We start from the raw sequence: 17,682 nt of genomic DNA, 5'->3' as shown, positions 1-17,682 counted from the left end.
GACGGAAACAGGTTTAACAAGACGTTGATATGGCAACCAGATTGGGTTATCCACAAGACGCTACGCATGTGCCTCCGGGGGGAGGCGGTCGCTGTCATACCGACGTGGTAGGCGGTGACTGGTTGAGTACGACGTCGGTTGTCAGGACCACGTCGAGTATGGGGCAAGGCGTGATGGCGCTGGATACGGGGAATGTCCCCGATGAGTTTCGGGCCCACCCGGACTGGAAGGACCCCGTGCCCTCCATCACCGATGCAGCGACTCTCGGCTCCGGCCTGCGCAAGGCCCGCGAGCTGTCGGGCCGGTCCATGGCCGAACTGGCCGCCGACACCCGTGTCCACGAACGCTATCTGCGCGCCCTGGAAGAAGACAACGTCTCCGCCCTGCCGTCGCGCGTCTTCGCCATCGGCTATGTCCGTGCCTATGCGGGGGCGCTGGGTCTGGACGAACAGCTGGCCGTCGAACGCTACAAGCGCGAGACGCCGGACGCCTCCGTCGCGCTTCAGGCCCCGGTCGGCGTCGCCTTCGAGGACGTCAAACGCTATTCGCCGCGCATCATCGGCGCGGTTCTGATGCTCGCGCTGGCGGTGATCGGCTGGAACGTGTTCCAGCGCGTCAGCCTGATGCGCGCGCCCCAGCCGTCGGACATCGCCGAGGTCCCCGAGAGCTGGTCGCTGGGCGATGTCCCGGGCCAGAACGTCGTGCGCGTCGGCGCGCCGATGGCCGCCCCCCCCGACCAGACCACGCCCGCCCTCTACATCACGCCGGGCCTCGAGGCCGAGCTGACCGGCATCGACCCGACCGACACGGCCGCGCTCGCGGCCGCCGCGGCCCGGAACGCGCCGCCGGTCCAGGCCGCCTTCAATCCACGCGGAGCCATCTACGGCGCCTCGGCGACCGCATCACAGGTCGTGCTTCAGGCCCGGAAGGCCGGAGCCCTGGTCGTACGCATGGCCGACGGGCGCGTGCTGTTCGCCCGTCAGCTGGCGGCCGGCGAGGCCTGGCGCGCCCCGGCCGGGGTGCCCGCGGTCATCGACGTGTCCGATCCCGCCGCCTTCGACGTCTATCTGAACGGCGAACTCGGCGGAGCCCTGACCGGTGTCCTGACGCCGCTGGCCCAGTTGAACACCCGTGCCCAGGCGCTGGCGCGTCAGACGGCGGCCCAGGTCCAGGCCGAGGCGACCGCCGCCCAGGCCGCCGCCGCCCGCGCCACCCTGGCGACCCAGGCCAGCGTGACCCAGACGGTCGGTTCGGCCGAGCAGACCCTGTCGACGACCGTCAATCCGGGCTGATCCGGCCGCGGGTCAGACGCTTCGTCGCGCGTCATGGCCTTGTCGTCGGGACGCGCCTATATTGATCGGGTCATGAGCTCCGATCACAGCCACATCCGACCCTGGCGTCACATCGAGCGCCGCAAGAGCCGCCAGATCATGGTCGGCAACGTGCCCGTCGGCGGCGACGCCCCGATCAGCGTCCAGTCGATGACCAACACCCCGACCTCGGACGCCAATGCGACGATCGGCCAGATCCGCGAGCTGGAAGAGGCCGGCGCCGACATCGTTCGCGTCTCCTGCCCCGACGAGGCGTCCACCGCCGCCTTCCGGACCATCGCCCGCGAGGCCAAGGTGCCCTTGGTCGCCGACATCCACTTTCACTACAAGCGCGGCATCGAGGCCGCCGAGGCCGGTGCCGCCTGCCTTCGCATCAATCCGGGCAATATCGGCAATGCGTCGCGCGTCCGCGACGTGATCCAGGCGGCCAAGGACAACGGCTGCTCCATGCGGATCGGCGTCAATGCCGGATCGCTGGAAAAGGAGCTGCTCGAAAAATACAGCGAGCCTTGCCCCGACGCCATGGTCGAGTCAGCGCTGAACCACGCCCGCATTCTGCAGGACCACGACTTTCACGAATTCAAGATTTCGGTGAAGGCGTCCGACCCCTTCCTGACCGTCGCCGCCTATCAGCAGCTGGCCGAAGTCATCGACTGTCCCCTGCACCTGGGCGTCACCGAGGCCGGCCCCTTGCGCACCGGCACGATCAAGTCCGCCATCGGCATGGGCAACATGCTGTGGGCCGGGATCGGCGACACGATCCGCGTCTCGCTCGCCGCCGATCCGGTCGAGGAGATCAAGGTCGGCTTCGACATCCTGAAGTCGCTGGGCCTGCGCCACCGGGGCGTCAACATCATCGCCTGCCCGTCGTGCGCCCGTCAGGGGTTCAACGTCATCGAGACGGTCGGCATCCTGGAAGAGAAGCTGGCCCATATCGCCACGCCCATGTCGCTGTCGATCATCGGCTGCGTCGTCAACGGGCCGGGAGAGGCGCTTTACACCGACATCGGCTTCACCGGCGGCGGGGCGGGGTCGGGCATGGTCTATATGAACGGCAAGATCGCCCACAAACTGGCCAACGACGGCATGGTCGATCACATCGTCGAGATGGTCGAGGCCAAGGCCGCCGAGCTGAACGCCGCCCGCGACGCCGCCGAGCTTCAGGCCGCCGAATAGGCGCGGCGGCGATCGCCGCCACCGCGCCCTTCAGGATCGATGATTACCGATCGGGGAAGGCCTGCTTGCAGACCTCGGCCCCGAAGGCTTCGCTCATCTGGGTTTCGGCATTGGCCATCATGGCGATGCCGATCAGGCCGGACGCCGCGAACTGGCGCGAGATCTGGTATTCGCCGACGACCGCGCCGGAGGCGTCCATCAGGCGGGCCGTTCCGGAAATCCGGTTCGCATCGGCGATCAGCCAGGTCATCGCCGGATTGGCCTTGTCGAACATGGTCAGGGTAACCTGCAGCGTCAGCGGCGTGGAGCCGGTCGCGCATTCGTTCAGCTTGGCCTGAACGCCCGACTGGAAGGTCTCGGTGAAGTTTTCGCTCACACCCTGCGCGGGTGCGCCCTGAAGTGTCACGGCCGAGACACGCGCGGATTGCGCCAGAGCCGACGGCAGGGCGGTGGTGACGGATGTGCCGCCTGCGCTGGAGCAGGCAGCGACGAGCAGAATGGCCGGAATGGCCAGAAGTGACGATTTCAAGGATAACCCCCATACAGGACGCGAACATGCGTCGTGCGCAGAATGCACGTTCAGGTCGCGTCTGTCGCCGCTACCGGCAAGAAGATTGAGCCTTGTGGCCTGACGGTCAGGCGAACACGCCCGCCAGTTGCAGGCCCTGAAAGCCCGCGAGCAGGATCAGCAGACCGCCGACGCCATAGGTCAGGGCGCGCTGGGGCACCGCCTTGGTGATCCAGCCCGCGAAGGGCGCGGCCAGCAGGCCGCCGACCACGAGACCCGCCACGGCCGAGAAATGGTTTTCCAGGGCGTCGGCCTCGCGCCAGTGGCCGGTCACCAGCGACCAGACGAAGGTGGCGGAGATGGCGACCGTCAGGAAGAACTCGGCCGTATTGACCGTGCCGATCGCGCGGCGAGGCTCGGCGCCGGCGCCGACCATGGCCGAGGACACCGTCGGCCCCCATCCGCCCCCGCCGACGGCGTCGAAGAAGCCTCCGACGAGCCCCAGCGGCGCCACCAGCCAGCGCGGGATCTGGCGCGGACGATGATCGCGCGTCGCCCGATACAGGATGTAGCAGCCCATTCCGGCCAGATAGGCGATGATGAACGGCTTGATGACGTCGCCCTTGATGCCCGACAGCACATAGGCCCCGAGACACCCGCCGATGACGCCTGCGATGGCCAGCGGGACCAGCAGCCGCCATTCCACGTTCTTGTGCCAGATGTGCGATCCGGCCGAGGCCGCGGTGGTGAAGACCTCCGCGCCGTGCACGCTGGCCGATGCCGTCGCCGGCGGGACGCCGAGGGCCAGCAGGACCGAGGAGGAGATCACGCCGTAGGCCATCCCCAGAGCGCCATCGACCGCCTGGGCCACGGCACCGACCAGCAGGAACAGGAAAAACGTATCCATTCAGCCCTCTTTGCCGACCCGTAGCGCACCGCGAACCGAGGCCGCAGCGGGAATAACTGCTCGCCGTCGATAGCGTTGCTGGCGCGACCCCTAGGCCGAGACGCCCGCGACCGCGCGCCGGATGGCGTCGAAGACGTCCGCGCCACGATAGGGCTTGATCACCATGGCCTCCGCGATGTCGGCGTGGCGCGACGCCGCGGTGACGTCGCCCGACAGAAAGATGACCTTGATGCCCCATCGCGACCTCAGGGAGCGCCCCAGGGTCGCGCCGTCGACGGGCCCGGACAGGTTGATGTCCAGCAGGGCCAGGTCGATGGCATGCAGCCCGGCGGCGGCCTCTGCGGCCTCGGCGCTGTGGAACGGCCCGATGACGGCGTGGCCGGCTTCCGACATCAGGGCGGTCAGATCCTGCGCCATGTGGGGATCGTCCTCCACGATCAGCAGGGTCAGCGGCCCCGTCCCGTCGGAGGCGACGACCGCGTCCGGCACGCGGGGACCCTGGGCCACCAGGATCGCCCGGACCTGAGGCCACAGGGTCTCGGGGGGTCGATCGGGCTCCAGATCGAAGATGCCGGCCATGGCCACCAGCTCGGCCGCGTGGGCCGGCGACAGCGGATGCCCCGTGTCGATTGCCCCGTCGTATCGCGCGAGGATGGTTTTCAGGTCGCGGCGATCCCCATCGGCCGTCGCGTCATCGAAAGGCGCGTGGCCGCCTTCTGCTGCATCAGACATCATGAGCTCCCTCTGTGGTGACCCCTAGGTAGTCAGTCCGCCTTCCGGGCGTAGCGGCTCTGACGCCATCGTGACGGCGATGCACAAGCCCGGCATCGACGCGTGAGCGGGGGGCGCGGATCGACATTCCGGCTCTCGCCGGAGTATGACCGCGCCTCGCTCGCCACCGTTTTAGGGATCCCCGCTTTTGCATCTGCCCCAGTCCAAGCTCGACCAGGTCCTGGATCGCTTCCATCAGGTGGAAGCACGCATGGGCGCGGCCAGCGACGGGCAGGAGATTGTGCGCCTGTCCAAGGAACACGCCGAGATGAAGCCCGTGGCCGACGCGGTCCTGGCGCTGGCCAAGGCCAGGAAGGAGATCGAGGATCTGCAGGCCATGACGGCCGATCCCGAGATGGCGGCCATGGTCGCCGACGAGCTGGACACGCTGAACGCCCGCCTGCCGGACATGGAGCGCGACGTGGCCCTGCTGCTGGCCCCGCGCGACGCCGACGAGAACGCCTCGGCCGTGCTGGAAGTGCGGGCGGGCACGGGCGGGGACGAGGCGGCCCTGTTCGCGGGCGACCTTTTCCGCATGTATTCCCGCTATGCCTCCACGCGGGGCTGGAAGGTCGAGCTGGACTCGGCGACCGAGGGCGATGCGGGCGGCTACAAGGAAATCATCGCCACCGTCACCGGCGACGGCGTGTTCGGGCGGCTGAAGTTCGAGAGCGGCGTGCACCGCGTCCAGCGCGTGCCGACCACCGAGGCGGGCGGGCGCATCCACACCTCGGCCGCCACCGTCGCCGTCCTGCCCGAGGTCGAGGACGTGGAAATCGAGATCCACGACAAGGACATCCGCATCGACACCTATCGCGCGTCCGGGTCGGGCGGGCAGCACGTCAACAAGACGGATTCGGCCGTGCGGATCACCCACTTCCCGTCCGGTATCGTGGTCACGTCCTCGGAAAAGTCCCAGCACGTCAACCGCGACAAGGCGATGAAGAACCTGCGCGTGCGCCTGTACGACATGCAGCGCCAGATGAAGGACAACGCCCGTTCGGATGCCCGCAAGTCCCAGGTCGGATCCGGCGACCGGTCCGAGCGCATCCGCACCTACAACTTTCCGCAAGGCCGCGTGACCGACCACCGGATCGGCCTGACCCTGCACAGCCTGCCCCAGATTCTGGAGGGCGACCTGGACGCCCTGCTGAACGCCCTGATCGCCGAGGATCAGGCCGCGCGCCTGTCGGACCTGGAAGCCGAGTTCGCCTGATCTGAACCCCGCGACCACGGTGCCCTTGCCGGGTGCCGCCGCCGCGCGTAGAGCGCAAAGACCATGTTCGGCCTCGCCAATCCCCAACGCTTCATGTCGTTTACCCGGCCGCTCGTGCCGGTGCTGTGGGTCGTGGCCGCAGCATTGCTGCTGATCGGCATCTGGCTGAGCTTCACCGCGCCGGGCGACTATCAGCAGGGGGACACGGTGCGGATCATGTTCGTGCATGTGCCCGCCTCGTCGCTGGGGCTGATGGCCTATTCCGCGCTGGGGATTTCCAGCTTCTTCGCCCTGGTGTTCCGTCATCCGCTGGCGGACGCGGCGGCGCGGGCGGCGGCCCTGCCGGGCGCGGCCTTCACCCTGCTGGCGCTGGTCACCGGCTCGCTGTGGGGCCAGCCGATGTGGGGGACCTGGTGGGTATGGGACGCGCGGCTGACCAGCGTGCTGGTGCTGTTCCTGTTCTACCTCGGCTACATGGCGCTGCGCTCGGCGATCGACGACGAGGCACGCGCGGCACGGGCTGCGGCGATTCTGGGGCTGGTCGGGCTGATCAACCTGCCGATCGTGAAGTTCTCGGTCGACTGGTGGAATACCCTGCATCAACCGGCGTCGCTGCTGCGGGCGGGCGGATCGGCCCTGGCGCCGGTGTTTCTGGCCCCGCTGCTGACCATGATGGCGGCTTACGGTGCGCTGTTCCTGGCCGTCTGGCTGACGTCCATCCGCACCGAGATCGTGCGCCGTCGGGTGCAGTCGATCCGCGCGCGTCTGGCGCTGGAGGCGTAGGATGTTCGACCTGGACATGAGCCCCTACGCCGCCTTCGTCTGGCCCGCCTGGGGAATCAGCGTCGTGGTGCTGGGGGCCGTGGTGATCCGCGCCGTCGTCGCATCGCGCCGATGGAAGGCCGAGCTGAAGCGGCTGGAAGCCGACGACACCACCGAAACCCGGGCTCAAGCAGCGCCCCGCGCGGTAGCCCCAGAACAATGAGTCGCTGGCTATCGCTGATACCGCTGATACCGCTGGTGGTGCTGGCGGCGCTGGCGGCCCTGTTCATCGGCTGGTCGCTGAAGCGCGATCCGGAGTTCAAGCCCGCCGCCCTGGTCGGCCGCAGCGTGCCCGAGACGGTGCTGCCGATCCTTCAGGACGGCGTGCCCGGCCCCCAGAACGTCGACATCCGCACCGCCGGGGTCGGCAAGCCGATGATCGTCAACGTCTTCGCCAGCTGGTGCGCCCCCTGCCGGGTCGAGCACCCACAGCTGCTGAAGCTGAAGGCCCAGGGCGTGGCCATCGTCGGCGTCGCCTACAAGGACGAACCCGAGGCGACCCAGGCCTTCCTGGACGAACTGGGTGATCCGTTCGCCATGGTCCTGGTCGATCAGGACGGTCGGGCGGGGCTGGAACTCGGCATCTCGGGCGTGCCCGAGAGTTTCGCCGTCAATGCGATGGGGCAGGTCGTGGCCAAGTCCTCCGGGCCTCTGCTGACCGATGAAGACCTGAAGCGGATGACCGACGCCCTGGTCGCGCCGCCACGGCCGCTGCCGACGGCGACGTCGCGCTAACTCCGCGCTCAAGAAGCGAAGCGCCGCGCGCTGAGCGATAGCGCGCCAAGCCTCCCATTAACCTTTTGTCGACAGGATTCGTTAACCCTGTCGGCATGAGCACGATCCGCACAGACCTGCCGTCCTCACTGTCTGCTTCGCCCACCGGGCAGGCGGTGCAGATGCGCGCGGCCCAGGCGGCCTTCTTCCGCGCGGCGATGGGCGATGTGCAGGCGGCAGCGCCACAGCAGGCGACTGCGGCAGCTGCGACGTCGGCGGAACCCGAAACGCCCCGCGCCCCGCGCCCCGGTCAGCTGCTGGATATCCGGGTCTAGGCGACCGGTTCGGCGACCTTCGCCTTCTTGGGCTTGCGGACCTTCTTGGCCGGTTCCGCCACCTTCCTGGCTGCCTTTTCCGCCTTGCGAGCTTCCTTCTGGGCCTTCTTCAGCGCCTTGATCTCGGCCTTGGCCTGTTCGGGCGCGGCATCGGCGGAGGCCGCGAGTTCACCCAGAAGCTCCAGGAAGCCGTCGCGCTTGGCCTTGGGGATCAGACCCATGATCCGCTTGTCGGCGGCCTCGACGCGGGGCCGGGCCGCCTCCAGCATGGCCTTGCCTTCGGCCGACAGACTGACAGCCATGGCGCGGGCGTCCAGGCTGGAGCGTTCGCGAGCCAGCAGACCCTTGGTCGTCATACGGGCGACCAGATCGGCCAGAGTCGAGCGATCGATGCCGGTCGCCTTGACCAGATCGGTCTGGGTCAGGCCGGACTTGACGGAAACGGCTTCCAGCACCGCGAACTGACGCTGGGTCGGGCCGTCGGCTCCAGCTTCGTCGGCATAGATGTCGAGCGCGAGCTGCAAGACGCGGTGCATCAGATGGCTGGGCGATTCCGCCAGCGTGCCCGCCCGCCTCGCCTGTTTGCCGGACTTGACCATCGCATGCACCCCTCTGCCGTATGCGGAGGGTTATCAGCGAGGCTTTACAGTTTTGTGGCATGGTGCTGGCCGCTGACGCGGCGCGCTATGGTCGGCTCGCGGAGCCTCCCGACTTGAGCGCAGGATCCTGGCCGCTGACGCGGCGCGCTATGGTCGGCTCGCGGAGCCTCCCGACTTGAGCGCAAGATTATGTGGCTAAGGCGCGGTGTCCGGCCGGGCAGGCGCAGACGGATCGACGGGGCCGTCCTTGTCCGCGTCCGGGACCATGTTCTTCATGATGAGCGGCACCTGCGACAGGCCGAACACGGACGAGGCGATCCACAGGACGCCCCGGAAGCTGACCCAGACGTCGGCGGGATCGACGCCTGCCATGCCGATCCGCGCGGCGGTCCAGGCCACCAGCGCCTCTGACCGGACCAGTTCGTTGACGATGGCGACCGCCAAAAAATAGAGCCCGTATCGGAAGGTCAGCGTCCGCCAGGCCGCGTCGTTGATCGGCAGGACCGTGCCCAGCAGGGCCTTCAACGGCTGCTTGCCCAGCCGCAAGCCCCCCAGAAGGGCGACGGCCAGCGACGCGTTCAGCACCGTGACCTTCACCTTGACCCAGACATCGTCGTTGGTCAGCAGCGTCAGAACGCCGAACACCAGGGCGAACCCGCCGACCAGCAACGGCATCAGGGCCAGCCGCTTCTCGACCATCAGCCCGACGACCACCGCCACGACCGACCCTGCCACCAGACCCCAGGTCGCGTGCACCAGCGCCTGATCGCCCGGAAGGCCGCGAACGCGGAAGAAGACGAAGGTCGCGGCGAAGGCGGCCAGGGCCCCGAAATCGACCGCCTGCCGGATCCAGGCCGGCGGCGTCCTTCGAGCGGTCTCTGGCGCTTGGGTCATGCTCTAGTCTTCCAGTCCGACCAGCGAGCGCGAAAACGCCCGCGCGTCGAAGGGTTGCAGGTCGTCGATCCCCTCGCCCACCCCGATAAGCTTGATGGGAGCATCCGACGCCTGGGCGACCGGTACCAGGACCCCGCCCCGCGCCGTGCCGTCCAGCTTGGTCATTACGAGGCCCGAGACGAAGGCGGTGCGGCCGAAGATCTGTTCCTGGGCCAGGGCGTTGCGGCCTACGGTGGCGTCCAGCACCAGAAGGGTCTCGTGCGGGGCGTCCGGATCGATCTTCTTCAGCACCCGCACGATCTTCAGCAGCTCATCCATCAGGGCCGACTTGTTCTGCAGCCGCCCGGCCGTGTCGATCAGGATGACGTCGTAGTTTTCGGCCTTGGCCTTCGTATAGGCGTCGAAGGCCAGACCGGCCGGGTCGGCCCCGTCGCGGCGGCTCTCGAAATCGGCCCCGGCCCGCTCGGCCCAGACCTTCAGTTGTTCGCGGGCGGCGGCGCGGAAGGTGTCGCCTGCCACGATCATGACCTTGGCGCCCTTGCCCGTCAGGTCGGCCGCGATCTTGCCCAGGGTCGTGGTCTTGCCCGATCCGTTGACCCCCACGAACAGGACGACATAGGGCTTGATGCCCTCGGACAGCGGATCGAACGTCGCCTGGCGCGGCAGCAGTTCGGCCGCGACCGCCTCGGCCAGGGCCTCCTTGACCTCGCGCTCGTCGGACACCTTGCCGAAGCGGAGTTCGCGGAAGCGGGCGACGATGCGGTCAGTGGCGGCGGGGCCCAGATCGCTTTCCAGCAGATGCTCTTCCAGCCGGTCGAGCGCGGCCTCGGACAACGGCTCCTTGACGAAGGTGCCGACGACCGTCTCGGTCATCTGCTGGCTGGAGCGGGCCAGCCCCGCGCTGAGGCGCTGGAACCAGCCCTTCTTGGGCGTGTCGGTCATTACACGCCTTTAGCCGTCGCGGGCGGGCAGGTCACGGGGTAACGTGGCCTTGTCGCGACTTTGGCTCTATATGAGCATAACCCGTTACGAGGACGTGCCTTGGCCGAACCGCATCCGTTTCATTCTCCCCGCACCCACGGCTTCGTCCGGGTCGCCGCGGCGACGCCGGTGGTGCATATCGCCGATCCGGTGGAGAACGCGCGCGAACACGCCGCCCTGATCCGTCAGGCGGGCGAAGCGGCTTGCGACCTCATCGTCTTCCCGGAACTGTCCCTGAGCGGCTACGCCATCGACGACCTGCACATGCAGGCGGCGCTGCTGGCCGAGGTGGATCGCCAGATCGGCGAACTGGCAAAGGTCGCGGGCGAGGCCGGACTGGTCGCGGTCGTCGGCGCGCCGGTCCGGCATGGCGACCGGCTGCTGAACACCGCCGTCGTGCTGGCGGGCGGCGAGGTCACGGGCGTGGTGCCCAAGACCTATCTGCCGAATTACCGCGAATATTACGAGAAGCGCTGGTTCAGCTCGGGCGACGACATCGGGGCCGAGACGATCCGGATCGGCGGGCAGGACAGCTGGATCGGCACCCGGCTGCTGTTCGAGGCGGACGACCGGCCGGGCTTCGTCGTCGGCGTCGAGATCTGCGAGGACTTCTGGGCCCCCGTGCCGCCCTCGACACGACAGGCGCTGGCCGGAGCGCGCATCCTGCTGAACCTGTCGGCGTCCAACATCGTCATCGGCAAGGCTGACGAACGGGCCATGCTGTGTTCCAGCCAGTCGGCGCGGAGCCTGTCGGCCTATGTCTTCACGGCCTCGGGCTGGGGCGAGAGCACCACCGACCTGGCCTGGGACGGACAGGCGACGATCCACGAACTGGGCGCGAAGCTGGCCTCGGGCGAGCGGTTCGCCCTGGAGAGCCATCTCACCATCGCCGACGTCGACATCGAGCGGATCGGTCAGGACCGGCTGAGGAACGGCACCTTCGCCGACTGCGCCCGGCGAGAGCTGGACGAGGAGGGCTACATCCGGCTGGGCTTCAGGACGCGCGACGCCGCGCCGGTCACGTCCCTGATCCGCCCGCTGGACCGCTTCCCCTTCGTGCCCGACGATCCCGCCCGGCTGGACCAGGACTGTTTCGAGGCCTTCAACATCCAGGTGCAGGGACTGATGCGCCGGATGACGGCGACGGGGGCCGAGCGGCTTTGCATCGGCGTCTCGGGCGGGCTGGATTCGACCCAGGCCCTGCTGGTCGCCTGTCGCGCCTTCGACCGGCTGAACCTGCCCCGGACCAACATCCTGGGCTTCACCATGCCGGGCTTCGCGACCTCTGACGGCACGAAATCCAACGCCTGGGCGCTGATGCGGGCGCTGGGCGTCACGGGCGAGGAGATCGACATCCGTCCTGCGGCGGAGCGGATGCTGGCCGACATCGGTCATCCTTATGCGGACGGCCAGCCCGTCCACGACATCACGTTCGAGAACGTGCAGGCGGGCCTGCGGACCGACTATCTGTTCCGGCTGGCCAACCAGAACCAGGCCTTCGTGCTCGGCACCGGCGACCTGTCGGAACTGGCGCTCGGGTGGGCCACCTATGGCGTCGGCGATCACATGAGCCACTACAACGTCAACGGCGGGGTGGCGAAGACCCTGATCCGGCACCTGATCCGCTGGGTCGCCGGTCGAGACGAGATGGCGGCCGCCGCCGACGTCCTGCACGCCATTCTGGACACGGAGATTTCGCCGGAGCTGGTTCCGGCGGGCGCGGACGGAAAGATCCAGTCGACGGAGTCGACCGTCGGCCCCTATGCGCTGAACGACTTCTTCCTGTTCCACCTCACCCGGTTCGGCATGGCGCCGTCCAAGATCGCCTTCCTGGCGCATCAGGCGTGGGGCGACGCGGCGCGCGGGGAATGGCCCGCGCATCATCCGGAGAGCGATCGGGTCGCCTATGACCTGCCCACCATCAAGGCCTGGCTGAGGAAGTTCCTGATCCGCTTCTTCCAGACCAGCCAGTTCAAGCGCTCGGCCCTGCCCAACGGCCCCAAGGTGGTGACCGGCGGGTCGCTGTCTCCGCGCGGCGACTGGCGCGCGCCCTCGGACGGCAATGCCCGGGTGTGGCTGGACGAACTGGACGCCAGGGTGCCCTGAGCGCCAGGTCCGGGCCGGGGCCTCGACAGCGGGGGCGAGGCGGGCTTGGATGGGGGATGACCCGCACACTGATCGCCAGTCTCGCCCTCGCCGCCGCCGTCCTGTCCGGCGGTTTCGCCACCGCGCAGACGGCGCCGACGCCCGCGCCCTATGTGGCCTATGCCCAGCCGCGCATCCTGGTCCGCGACGTCCAGCTGATCGACGGCACGGGCGCGGCCGCGCAGTCCGGGATGAGCGTGCTGATCGAGGACGGCCGGATCGCCCGGGTGGCCCCGGCCGCCGATCTGACCGACACCGGGGACGCGACCGTCATCGACGGTCACGGCAAGACCCTGATGCCGGGGCTCGTCCTGATGCACGAGCATATGTTCTATCCGACCGGCCGGGCCAACTATACGGAGATGGTCTACAGCTTTCCGCGCCTGTATCTGGCCGGCGGGGTGACCAGCCTGCGCACCGCCGGGACCATGGCCCCCTATGCCGACCTGAACCTGCGCGACGAGATTTTGGCCGGACGCATTCCGGGCCCGGACATCGATGTGACGGCCCCCTATCTGAACGGGCCGGGCCTGCCGATCCTGAAGGTCAACGCCCTGGGCGATGTCGCCGACGCCGAGCGGATGGTGACCTATTGGGCCGATGAAGGGGCGACCTCCTACAAGGTCTACATGCAGATCACGCGGGCCGAACTGGCCCGGATCGTCGAACTGGCCCACGCGCGGCACCAGCGTGTCACCGGCCATCTGTGCTCAGTCACCTATCGCGAGGCGGCCGAGGCGGGCATCGACAACTTGGAGCACGGCTTCTATGCCGCCAGCGATTTCGTCGCCGACAAGCAGCCCGACGTCTGCCCGAGCGGTGGTGCGGTTCAGGCCTCGCTGATGGCGCTGGACCCCGATGGCCCCGAGGCCGCGGCGCTGATCCGGTTCCTGGTTGATCACGACGTCACCCTGACCTCGACCCTGACGATCTTCGAGACCACCACGCCGGGTCGACCCATGGCCCCCGAGGCGGCGCGCGACCTGTTGATCCCGCAGATCCGGGCTCAGTACGAGGCGGGATGGGCGCGGGTGCAGACCAGTGCCAATCCGGCCGCGCCCGGCTTTCTGCATCGGATGATGCGGATGGAACGGAACTTCGCCGATGCGGGCGGGCATCTGATCGCGGGCACCGATCCCACGGGATACGGCGGCGTCATTCCCGGCTGGTCGTCCAAGCGCCAGCTTCAGCTGATGGTCGAGGGCGGTTTCCCGATCGAGGAAGCGGTGCGGATCGCGACCCTGGACGGGGCGCGGTTCCTGGGGCGACAGGCGGATATCGGCTCGATCGAGGCGGGCAAGCGCGCCGATCTGGTGCTGATCGACGGCGACCCGGTGGCCGATCCCGCCGCGCTGGACCGCATGCCGCTCGTGTTCAAGGCGGGCGTCGGCTATGACACCGCCGCCATCTTCGCCAGCCTGCAGCAGAGCGTGGGCCTGAACTGACCTAGGGCGCGTCCCGCAGGAATTCGAAGATCGCGGCTTTCGATTCCGGCTCGTCCAGCATGGGGGCATGGCCGACGTCGGGGATTTCGGCATAGGCCATGTCGGGGGCGGCCTTCTTCATCCGGTCGGCGATGTCGGCCCCCAGCAGGTCCGAGGTCGCGCCGCGGATCAGCAGGGTCGGACGCTTGCGCGCCAGCCGACGGAAGTAGGGCCAAAGGTTCGGGGCCAGGGCCTTGGCGCCCGCCGCCCGGATCGGCACGGCGATGTCGGGGTCGTAGTCGAGGATCGGTGACCCCTCCGTGCCCTCACGGAAGGTGCGGCGGGCGAAGGCGTCCCAGTCGGCGTCGGAATAGTGGGGCAGGGCGACGGCGTTGATCCGCCTGGCATAGGCGGCGGCGGCGGCCCAGTCCGGCGTGTCGACCGGCTGTCCGGAATAGGCGGCGATGCGGGCCAGGCCCTCGGGCGAGACCTGGGGGCCGATGTCGTTCAGGATGGCGGCGGCGACCACGCGGGTCTTCATGGCCGCGAGGGCCATGGTGATCAGCCCGCCCATGGAGGTGCCCAGGAAGACGGCGCGGTCGATTCCCGCCTGTTCCAGCAGGGCTAGCACGTCCTTGGCATAGACCGGCGGCTGATAGGTCATGGGGTCGGTGGCCCGGTCCGACCGACCGCGACCGCGCACGTCCAGCGCCAGCACGCGACGGCCGCCGCGCGCGATCAGGGGGGCGATGGCATCGAAATCGGCACTGTTTCGCGTCAGGCCATGGATGGCGATGACCGGCAGTCTCGCCGGACCGTCCGCCCCCGGATAGTCACGCGCGAACAGGCTCAGCCCGTCAGACGACGTCCAGCGGCGTTCGGAAAACAGGTCTTGTTCGGCCATCGGGCACCTTCCTGACAGCGACGCCCTCGCGTCGCCCTTCAGCCTATTTCATCGCGCGCGGAATTGCGATCAGCCCCCCAGCAGGTCCCGGACGAAATGATCCAGATCGCCGCCCTCGAACAGGAAGCCCGGGATCCCGGCGCGTCGCGCGGCCTCCAGATCGCTCTGCCGGTCCCCGATCAGGAACGATCGCGCCGGGTCGATATGATGATCGGCGATGGCCCGGACGATCATTCCAGGATTGGGCTTTCGGTCCGGGTGGTCGGGATGGAACCACTGCGGATCCTCGGCCTCGTTGTGAAACGGACAGGCATAGACTGCGGCGATGCGGGCGCCCTTGGCCGCGAACCGGCGCACCAGCAGGGCGTTGAAGGCGTCCATCCGATCCTTGCTGAACAGACCGCGCGCCACGCCCGACTGGTTGGTGACGATGACGGCGAGATACCCCAGGCCATTCAGCCGGCGGACAGCCTCCGCGGCGCCGGGGATCAGGACCAGATGCTCGTCCAGATGCGGATATCCGCTGTCCTCGATCAGGACGCCGTCGCGGTCGAGAAAGACGGCGGGAACGCTGGACGCGGGATCGGTCAAGGCAATGCGGCTCCGGGTACTGACGGCTCACTGGATAGAAGCGCCCGTTGCAAGGCGCAACGCGAAGTGACCCCCTCGTGTTTGGTGTTCTGGCCCCGGGTGCGTTAGATCGCGCCACCTTCGACGGCCAGGCCGTCCGCAAAGAGGCAATCCCCCATGAGCATCGCCTTCATCGATCTGCAGGCCCAACGCCGCCGTCTGGGCGGAAAGATCGAGGCCGCCATGATGGCCGCCGTCGAGAGCGGGGCCTATGTCATGGGTCCGCCCGTGCGCGAGTTCGAGACGATGCTGGCCGCGTTCGGTCAGGCGAAACACGCCCTGGGCTGCGCCAACGGCACCGAGGCCCTGGTCCTGCCGCTGATGGCCTGGGGTATCCGCCCGGGTGACGCGGTCTTCGTGCCCAGCTTCACCTTCTGCGCCACCGCCGAGGTCGTGCCCTGGCTGGGGGCGACGCCGGTGTTCATCGACATCGACGCCCGGACCTACAACATGGACCCCGGCCATCTGGAAGCCGCCATCGAGGCCACGATTGCCGAAGGGAAACTGCGACCCAAGGTCGTCATCGCGGTCGACCTGTTCGGTCAGCCGGCCGACTATCCGGCGATCCGTGCCATCTGCGACCGGCACGGCCTGAAGCTGATCTCGGATTCGGCGCAAGGGTTCGGCTGCACGATCGACGGGGTTCACCCTCTGAAATGGGCGGATGTGACCACCGCCAGCTTCTTTCCGGCCAAGCCGCTCGGCTGTTACGGCGACGGCGGGGCGGTCCTGACCAACGACGACGACCTGGCCCAGGAGATGGATTCCTATCGCGTGCACGGCAAGGCGGTGGCCAAGGACCTCGCCCTCTTTGCTGAAACCGGCCGGACCTTCGAACACGACACCAAATATCTGAACATGCGCGTCGGCATGAACAGCCGTCTGGACACCGTCCAGGCCGCCGTCCTGATCGAGAAGCTGAAGGTCTTCCCGCAGGAGATCGAATGGCGCAACCGCATCGCGGCCCGATACAACGAGATGCTGGCCCCCCACGTCACGGCCGTGCCTTTCGTGCCGGCCGGCAACGTCTCTAACTGGGCCCAGTACACGATCGAGCATCCGGACCGGGACGGGCTGGCGGCCCATCTGAAGGACCAGGGCGTGCCCTCGGCGGTCTATTATCCGATCCCCTGTCACCTTCAGCCGGCCTATGAGCACCACCCGCGCGGGCCGCAGGGATTGCCGGTCACGGAAGCCAAGAAGGAGACGGTCATCAGTCTGCCGATGCACTCCGACCTGGACGAGGCGACCCAGGACCGGATCGTCGCCGCCGTCGCCAGCTACAAGGGTTAGACCCATGCCGAACCAGTCCACCCCCCTGAAGGTCGGCGTCGCCGGCGTCGGCGTTATGGGCCGCAACCATGCGCGCGTGCTGTCCGACATCCGCGATTTCGACGTGACCACCATCTTCGACATGGACGACCTGACGGCCAGGGGCGTGGCCGAGCTGTATGACGCCACGCCGGTCACGACGGTCCAGGCCTTCGTCGACGCCGGTCTGGACGCCGCCGTCGTCTCGACCCCCAACCGGACCCATGCCGACCTGTCCGTCGCCCTGCTGGAAAAGGGCGTCCACGTCCTGGTCGAGAAGCCCATCGCCGCGACCGTCGAAGACGCCCGGCGGATGATCGACGCGGCCCGGGCCAACGATCGCGTCCTGATGGTCGGTCAGGTCGAGCGGTTCAATCCGGCGGTCGAGGCCGTGAAGCGCGCCATCGCCGACGAAAAGGTCATCTCGATCCAGATCACCCGCGTCGGCCCCTTCCCGCCACGCATGGGCGAGGTGGGGGTGGTCATCGACCTGGCGGTGCACGACATCGACATCATCCGCCACCTGACGAACTCCGAAGTCGCCGAGGTCCAGCCGCAACTGGCCCGCACCCGCGCCGAGCGCGAAGACACGGCCTTGCTGCAGTTCCGCATGGACAACGGCGTGATCGCCCACATCACCACCAACTGGGTCACGCCCTACAAGACCCGCACGCTTCAGGTCGCCACCGCCAACAAGTTCGTGGTGGCCGATCTGATGACCCGCCAGGTCACCGAATATTTCGGCCAGCAGCCCGATGGGTCCTACTCCACCCGGGGCGTCATGAGCTGGCCCGCCGAGCCGCTGAAGAGGGAACTGGAAAGCTTCGCCCACGCCATCCGCACCGGCGAGGCCCCGGCGGTCACCGGCGAGGACGGCCTGCGCAACCTCGAGGTCGCGCTGAGGTGCCTGGGCGAGGGCTGACCCGGCCGCTCGGACGGATGTCGCCATCGTCGCAGCGGGTGTTGCGATTGAACCCCGATGACCGGGTGACGTTGGGCTGTCTCGCACAGACA

Annotated in this window: 19 protein-coding genes; 11 read left to right on the top strand and 8 right to left on the bottom strand. The window is 68.3% G+C overall.

Annotated elements, in window-relative coordinates:
• Window positions 1-158 precede the first annotated feature (158 nt).
• On the top strand, window positions 159-1,292 hold the full coding sequence (locus tag AC1DW4_RS07450) for a helix-turn-helix domain-containing protein (protein WP_477016613.1): 1,134 nt from the start codon (window positions 159-161) through the stop codon (window positions 1,290-1,292).
• A gap of 72 nt (window positions 1,293-1,364) precedes the next feature.
• Window positions 1,365-2,507, top strand: coding sequence for a flavodoxin-dependent (E)-4-hydroxy-3-methylbut-2-enyl-diphosphate synthase (ispG, locus tag AC1DW4_RS07445; protein WP_477016612.1), 1,143 nt, complete (start codon window positions 1,365-1,367; stop codon window positions 2,505-2,507).
• A gap of 43 nt (window positions 2,508-2,550) precedes the next feature.
• Here ispG and AC1DW4_RS07440 read toward each other — a convergent pair whose 3' ends face one another.
• The 3 genes from AC1DW4_RS07440 to AC1DW4_RS07430 all read right to left on the bottom strand — a co-directional run bounded on the left by AC1DW4_RS07440 (window position 2,551) and on the right by AC1DW4_RS07430 (window position 4,657).
• On the bottom strand, window positions 2,551-3,036 hold the full coding sequence (locus tag AC1DW4_RS07440; RefSeq protein ID WP_477016611.1) for a hypothetical protein: 486 nt from the start codon (window positions 3,034-3,036) through the stop codon (window positions 2,551-2,553).
• Between the two features lie 106 nt (window positions 3,037-3,142).
• Window positions 3,143-3,922: a sulfite exporter TauE/SafE family protein gene (locus AC1DW4_RS07435; RefSeq protein WP_477016610.1), complete on the bottom strand. Its 780-nt coding sequence runs from the start codon at window positions 3,920-3,922 to the stop codon at window positions 3,143-3,145.
• A gap of 90 nt (window positions 3,923-4,012) precedes the next feature.
• The gene (locus AC1DW4_RS07430) at window positions 4,013-4,657 is read right to left on the bottom strand and encodes a response regulator (RefSeq protein ID WP_477016609.1); all 645 of its coding nucleotides are present in this window, start codon (window positions 4,655-4,657) and stop codon (window positions 4,013-4,015) included.
• A 184-nt stretch (window positions 4,658-4,841) separates the two neighbouring features.
• On the opposite strand from AC1DW4_RS07430, the gene prfA reads away from it, so the two are divergent.
• The 5 genes from prfA (at window position 4,842) to AC1DW4_RS07405 (ending at window position 7,780) form a co-directional block, all read left to right on the top strand.
• On the top strand, window positions 4,842-5,909 hold the full coding sequence (prfA, locus tag AC1DW4_RS07425) for a peptide chain release factor 1 (RefSeq protein WP_477016608.1): 1,068 nt from the start codon (window positions 4,842-4,844) through the stop codon (window positions 5,907-5,909).
• 63 nt (window positions 5,910-5,972) lie between these two features.
• On the top strand, window positions 5,973-6,692 hold the full coding sequence (ccmC, locus tag AC1DW4_RS07420; RefSeq protein WP_477016607.1) for a heme ABC transporter permease CcmC: 720 nt from the start codon (window positions 5,973-5,975) through the stop codon (window positions 6,690-6,692).
• Window position 6,693: 1 nt separating this feature from the next.
• Complete coding sequence (ccmD, locus tag AC1DW4_RS07415) at window positions 6,694-6,894, top strand: heme exporter protein CcmD (RefSeq protein WP_477016606.1); 201 nt, start codon at window positions 6,694-6,696, stop codon at window positions 6,892-6,894.
• Complete coding sequence (locus AC1DW4_RS07410; RefSeq protein ID WP_477016605.1) at window positions 6,891-7,466, top strand: DsbE family thiol:disulfide interchange protein; 576 nt, start codon at window positions 6,891-6,893, stop codon at window positions 7,464-7,466. The genes ccmD and AC1DW4_RS07410 overlap by 4 nt, the downstream gene beginning before the upstream one ends.
• A 95-nt stretch (window positions 7,467-7,561) precedes the next feature.
• On the top strand, window positions 7,562-7,780 hold the full coding sequence (locus tag AC1DW4_RS07405; protein WP_477016604.1) for a hypothetical protein: 219 nt from the start codon (window positions 7,562-7,564) through the stop codon (window positions 7,778-7,780).
• Here AC1DW4_RS07405 and AC1DW4_RS07400 read toward each other — a convergent pair.
• The 3 genes from AC1DW4_RS07400 to ftsY form a co-directional block, all read right to left on the bottom strand.
• Window positions 7,777-8,379, bottom strand: a complete 603-nt coding sequence (locus AC1DW4_RS07400; RefSeq protein WP_477016603.1) for a MarR family winged helix-turn-helix transcriptional regulator — start codon at window positions 8,377-8,379, stop codon at window positions 7,777-7,779. The genes AC1DW4_RS07405 and AC1DW4_RS07400 overlap by 4 nt on opposite strands.
• 195 nt (window positions 8,380-8,574) lie before the next feature.
• On the bottom strand, window positions 8,575-9,273 hold the full coding sequence (locus AC1DW4_RS07395) for an inner membrane-spanning protein YciB (protein ID WP_477016602.1): 699 nt from the start codon (window positions 9,271-9,273) through the stop codon (window positions 8,575-8,577).
• A 3-nt stretch (window positions 9,274-9,276) separates the two neighbouring features.
• On the bottom strand, window positions 9,277-10,215 hold the full coding sequence (gene ftsY / locus AC1DW4_RS07390) for a signal recognition particle-docking protein FtsY (protein ID WP_477016601.1): 939 nt from the start codon (window positions 10,213-10,215) through the stop codon (window positions 9,277-9,279).
• Between the two features lie 99 nt (window positions 10,216-10,314).
• Between ftsY and AC1DW4_RS07385 the strand changes: the two genes are divergently transcribed.
• Together AC1DW4_RS07385 and AC1DW4_RS07380 are read left to right on the top strand one after the other, a co-directional pair.
• Window positions 10,315-12,360, top strand: coding sequence for an NAD(+) synthase (locus tag AC1DW4_RS07385; RefSeq protein ID WP_477016600.1), 2,046 nt, complete (start codon window positions 10,315-10,317; stop codon window positions 12,358-12,360).
• Between the two features lie 56 nt (window positions 12,361-12,416).
• Window positions 12,417-13,844 carry an amidohydrolase family protein gene (locus tag AC1DW4_RS07380; protein WP_477016599.1) on the top strand — a complete coding sequence of 476 codons (1,428 nt, stop codon included), beginning with the start codon at window positions 12,417-12,419 and terminating at the stop codon, window positions 13,842-13,844.
• Window position 13,845: 1 nt separating this feature from the next.
• On the opposite strand, the gene AC1DW4_RS07375 is transcribed toward AC1DW4_RS07380, so the two are convergent.
• Both AC1DW4_RS07375 and AC1DW4_RS07370 read right to left on the bottom strand, forming a co-directional pair.
• Entirely contained in the window at window positions 13,846-14,727 is an 882-nt protein-coding gene (locus AC1DW4_RS07375; protein WP_477016598.1) for an alpha/beta fold hydrolase, read from the bottom strand.
• 69 nt (window positions 14,728-14,796) lie between these two features.
• The gene (locus tag AC1DW4_RS07370) at window positions 14,797-15,318 is read right to left on the bottom strand and encodes a D-glycero-alpha-D-manno-heptose-1,7-bisphosphate 7-phosphatase (protein ID WP_477016597.1); all 522 of its coding nucleotides are present in this window, start codon (window positions 15,316-15,318) and stop codon (window positions 14,797-14,799) included.
• A 156-nt stretch (window positions 15,319-15,474) separates the two neighbouring features.
• Here AC1DW4_RS07370 and AC1DW4_RS07365 point away from each other — a divergent pair, with 156 nt between their 5' ends.
• Window positions 15,475-16,650, top strand: coding sequence for a DegT/DnrJ/EryC1/StrS family aminotransferase (locus tag AC1DW4_RS07365; RefSeq protein ID WP_477016596.1), 1,176 nt, complete (start codon window positions 15,475-15,477; stop codon window positions 16,648-16,650).
• Window positions 16,651-16,654: 4 nt separating this feature from the next.
• Window positions 16,655-17,590: a Gfo/Idh/MocA family protein gene (locus tag AC1DW4_RS07360; RefSeq protein ID WP_477016595.1), complete on the top strand. Its 936-nt coding sequence runs from the start codon at window positions 16,655-16,657 to the stop codon at window positions 17,588-17,590.
• Window positions 17,591-17,682 lie beyond the last annotated feature (92 nt).

It is taken from the genome of Brevundimonas sp. P2_A6 (assembly GCF_056404975.1).
This window is presented reverse-complemented; position numbering and strand designations above follow the sequence as displayed.

Coding starts and splice junctions, on each gene's coding strand:
- AC1DW4_RS07450 (WP_477016613.1), top strand. CDS start 159: ATGGGGCAAGGCGTGATGGCGCTGGATACGGGGAATGTCCCCGATGAG.
- ispG (WP_477016612.1), top strand. CDS start 1,365: ATGAGCTCCGATCACAGCCACATCCGACCCTGGCGTCACATCGAGCGC.
- AC1DW4_RS07435 (WP_477016610.1), bottom strand. CDS start 3,922: ATGGATACGTTTTTCCTGTTCCTGCTGGTCGGTGCCGTGGCCCAGGCG.
- AC1DW4_RS07430 (WP_477016609.1), bottom strand. CDS start 4,657: ATGATGTCTGATGCAGCAGAAGGCGGCCACGCGCCTTTCGATGACGCG.
- ccmC (WP_477016607.1), top strand. CDS start 5,973: ATGTTCGGCCTCGCCAATCCCCAACGCTTCATGTCGTTTACCCGGCCG.
- ccmD (WP_477016606.1), top strand. CDS start 6,694: ATGTTCGACCTGGACATGAGCCCCTACGCCGCCTTCGTCTGGCCCGCC.
- AC1DW4_RS07410 (WP_477016605.1), top strand. CDS start 6,891: ATGAGTCGCTGGCTATCGCTGATACCGCTGATACCGCTGGTGGTGCTG.
- AC1DW4_RS07405 (WP_477016604.1), top strand. CDS start 7,562: ATGAGCACGATCCGCACAGACCTGCCGTCCTCACTGTCTGCTTCGCCC.
- AC1DW4_RS07400 (WP_477016603.1), bottom strand. CDS start 8,379: ATGGTCAAGTCCGGCAAACAGGCGAGGCGGGCGGGCACGCTGGCGGAA.
- AC1DW4_RS07395 (WP_477016602.1), bottom strand. CDS start 9,273: ATGACCCAAGCGCCAGAGACCGCTCGAAGGACGCCGCCGGCCTGGATC.
- ftsY (WP_477016601.1), bottom strand. CDS start 10,215: ATGACCGACACGCCCAAGAAGGGCTGGTTCCAGCGCCTCAGCGCGGGG.
- AC1DW4_RS07380 (WP_477016599.1), top strand. CDS start 12,417: ATGACCCGCACACTGATCGCCAGTCTCGCCCTCGCCGCCGCCGTCCTG.
- AC1DW4_RS07375 (WP_477016598.1), bottom strand. CDS start 14,727: ATGGCCGAACAAGACCTGTTTTCCGAACGCCGCTGGACGTCGTCTGAC.
- AC1DW4_RS07365 (WP_477016596.1), top strand. CDS start 15,475: ATGAGCATCGCCTTCATCGATCTGCAGGCCCAACGCCGCCGTCTGGGC.
- AC1DW4_RS07360 (WP_477016595.1), top strand. CDS start 16,655: ATGCCGAACCAGTCCACCCCCCTGAAGGTCGGCGTCGCCGGCGTCGGC.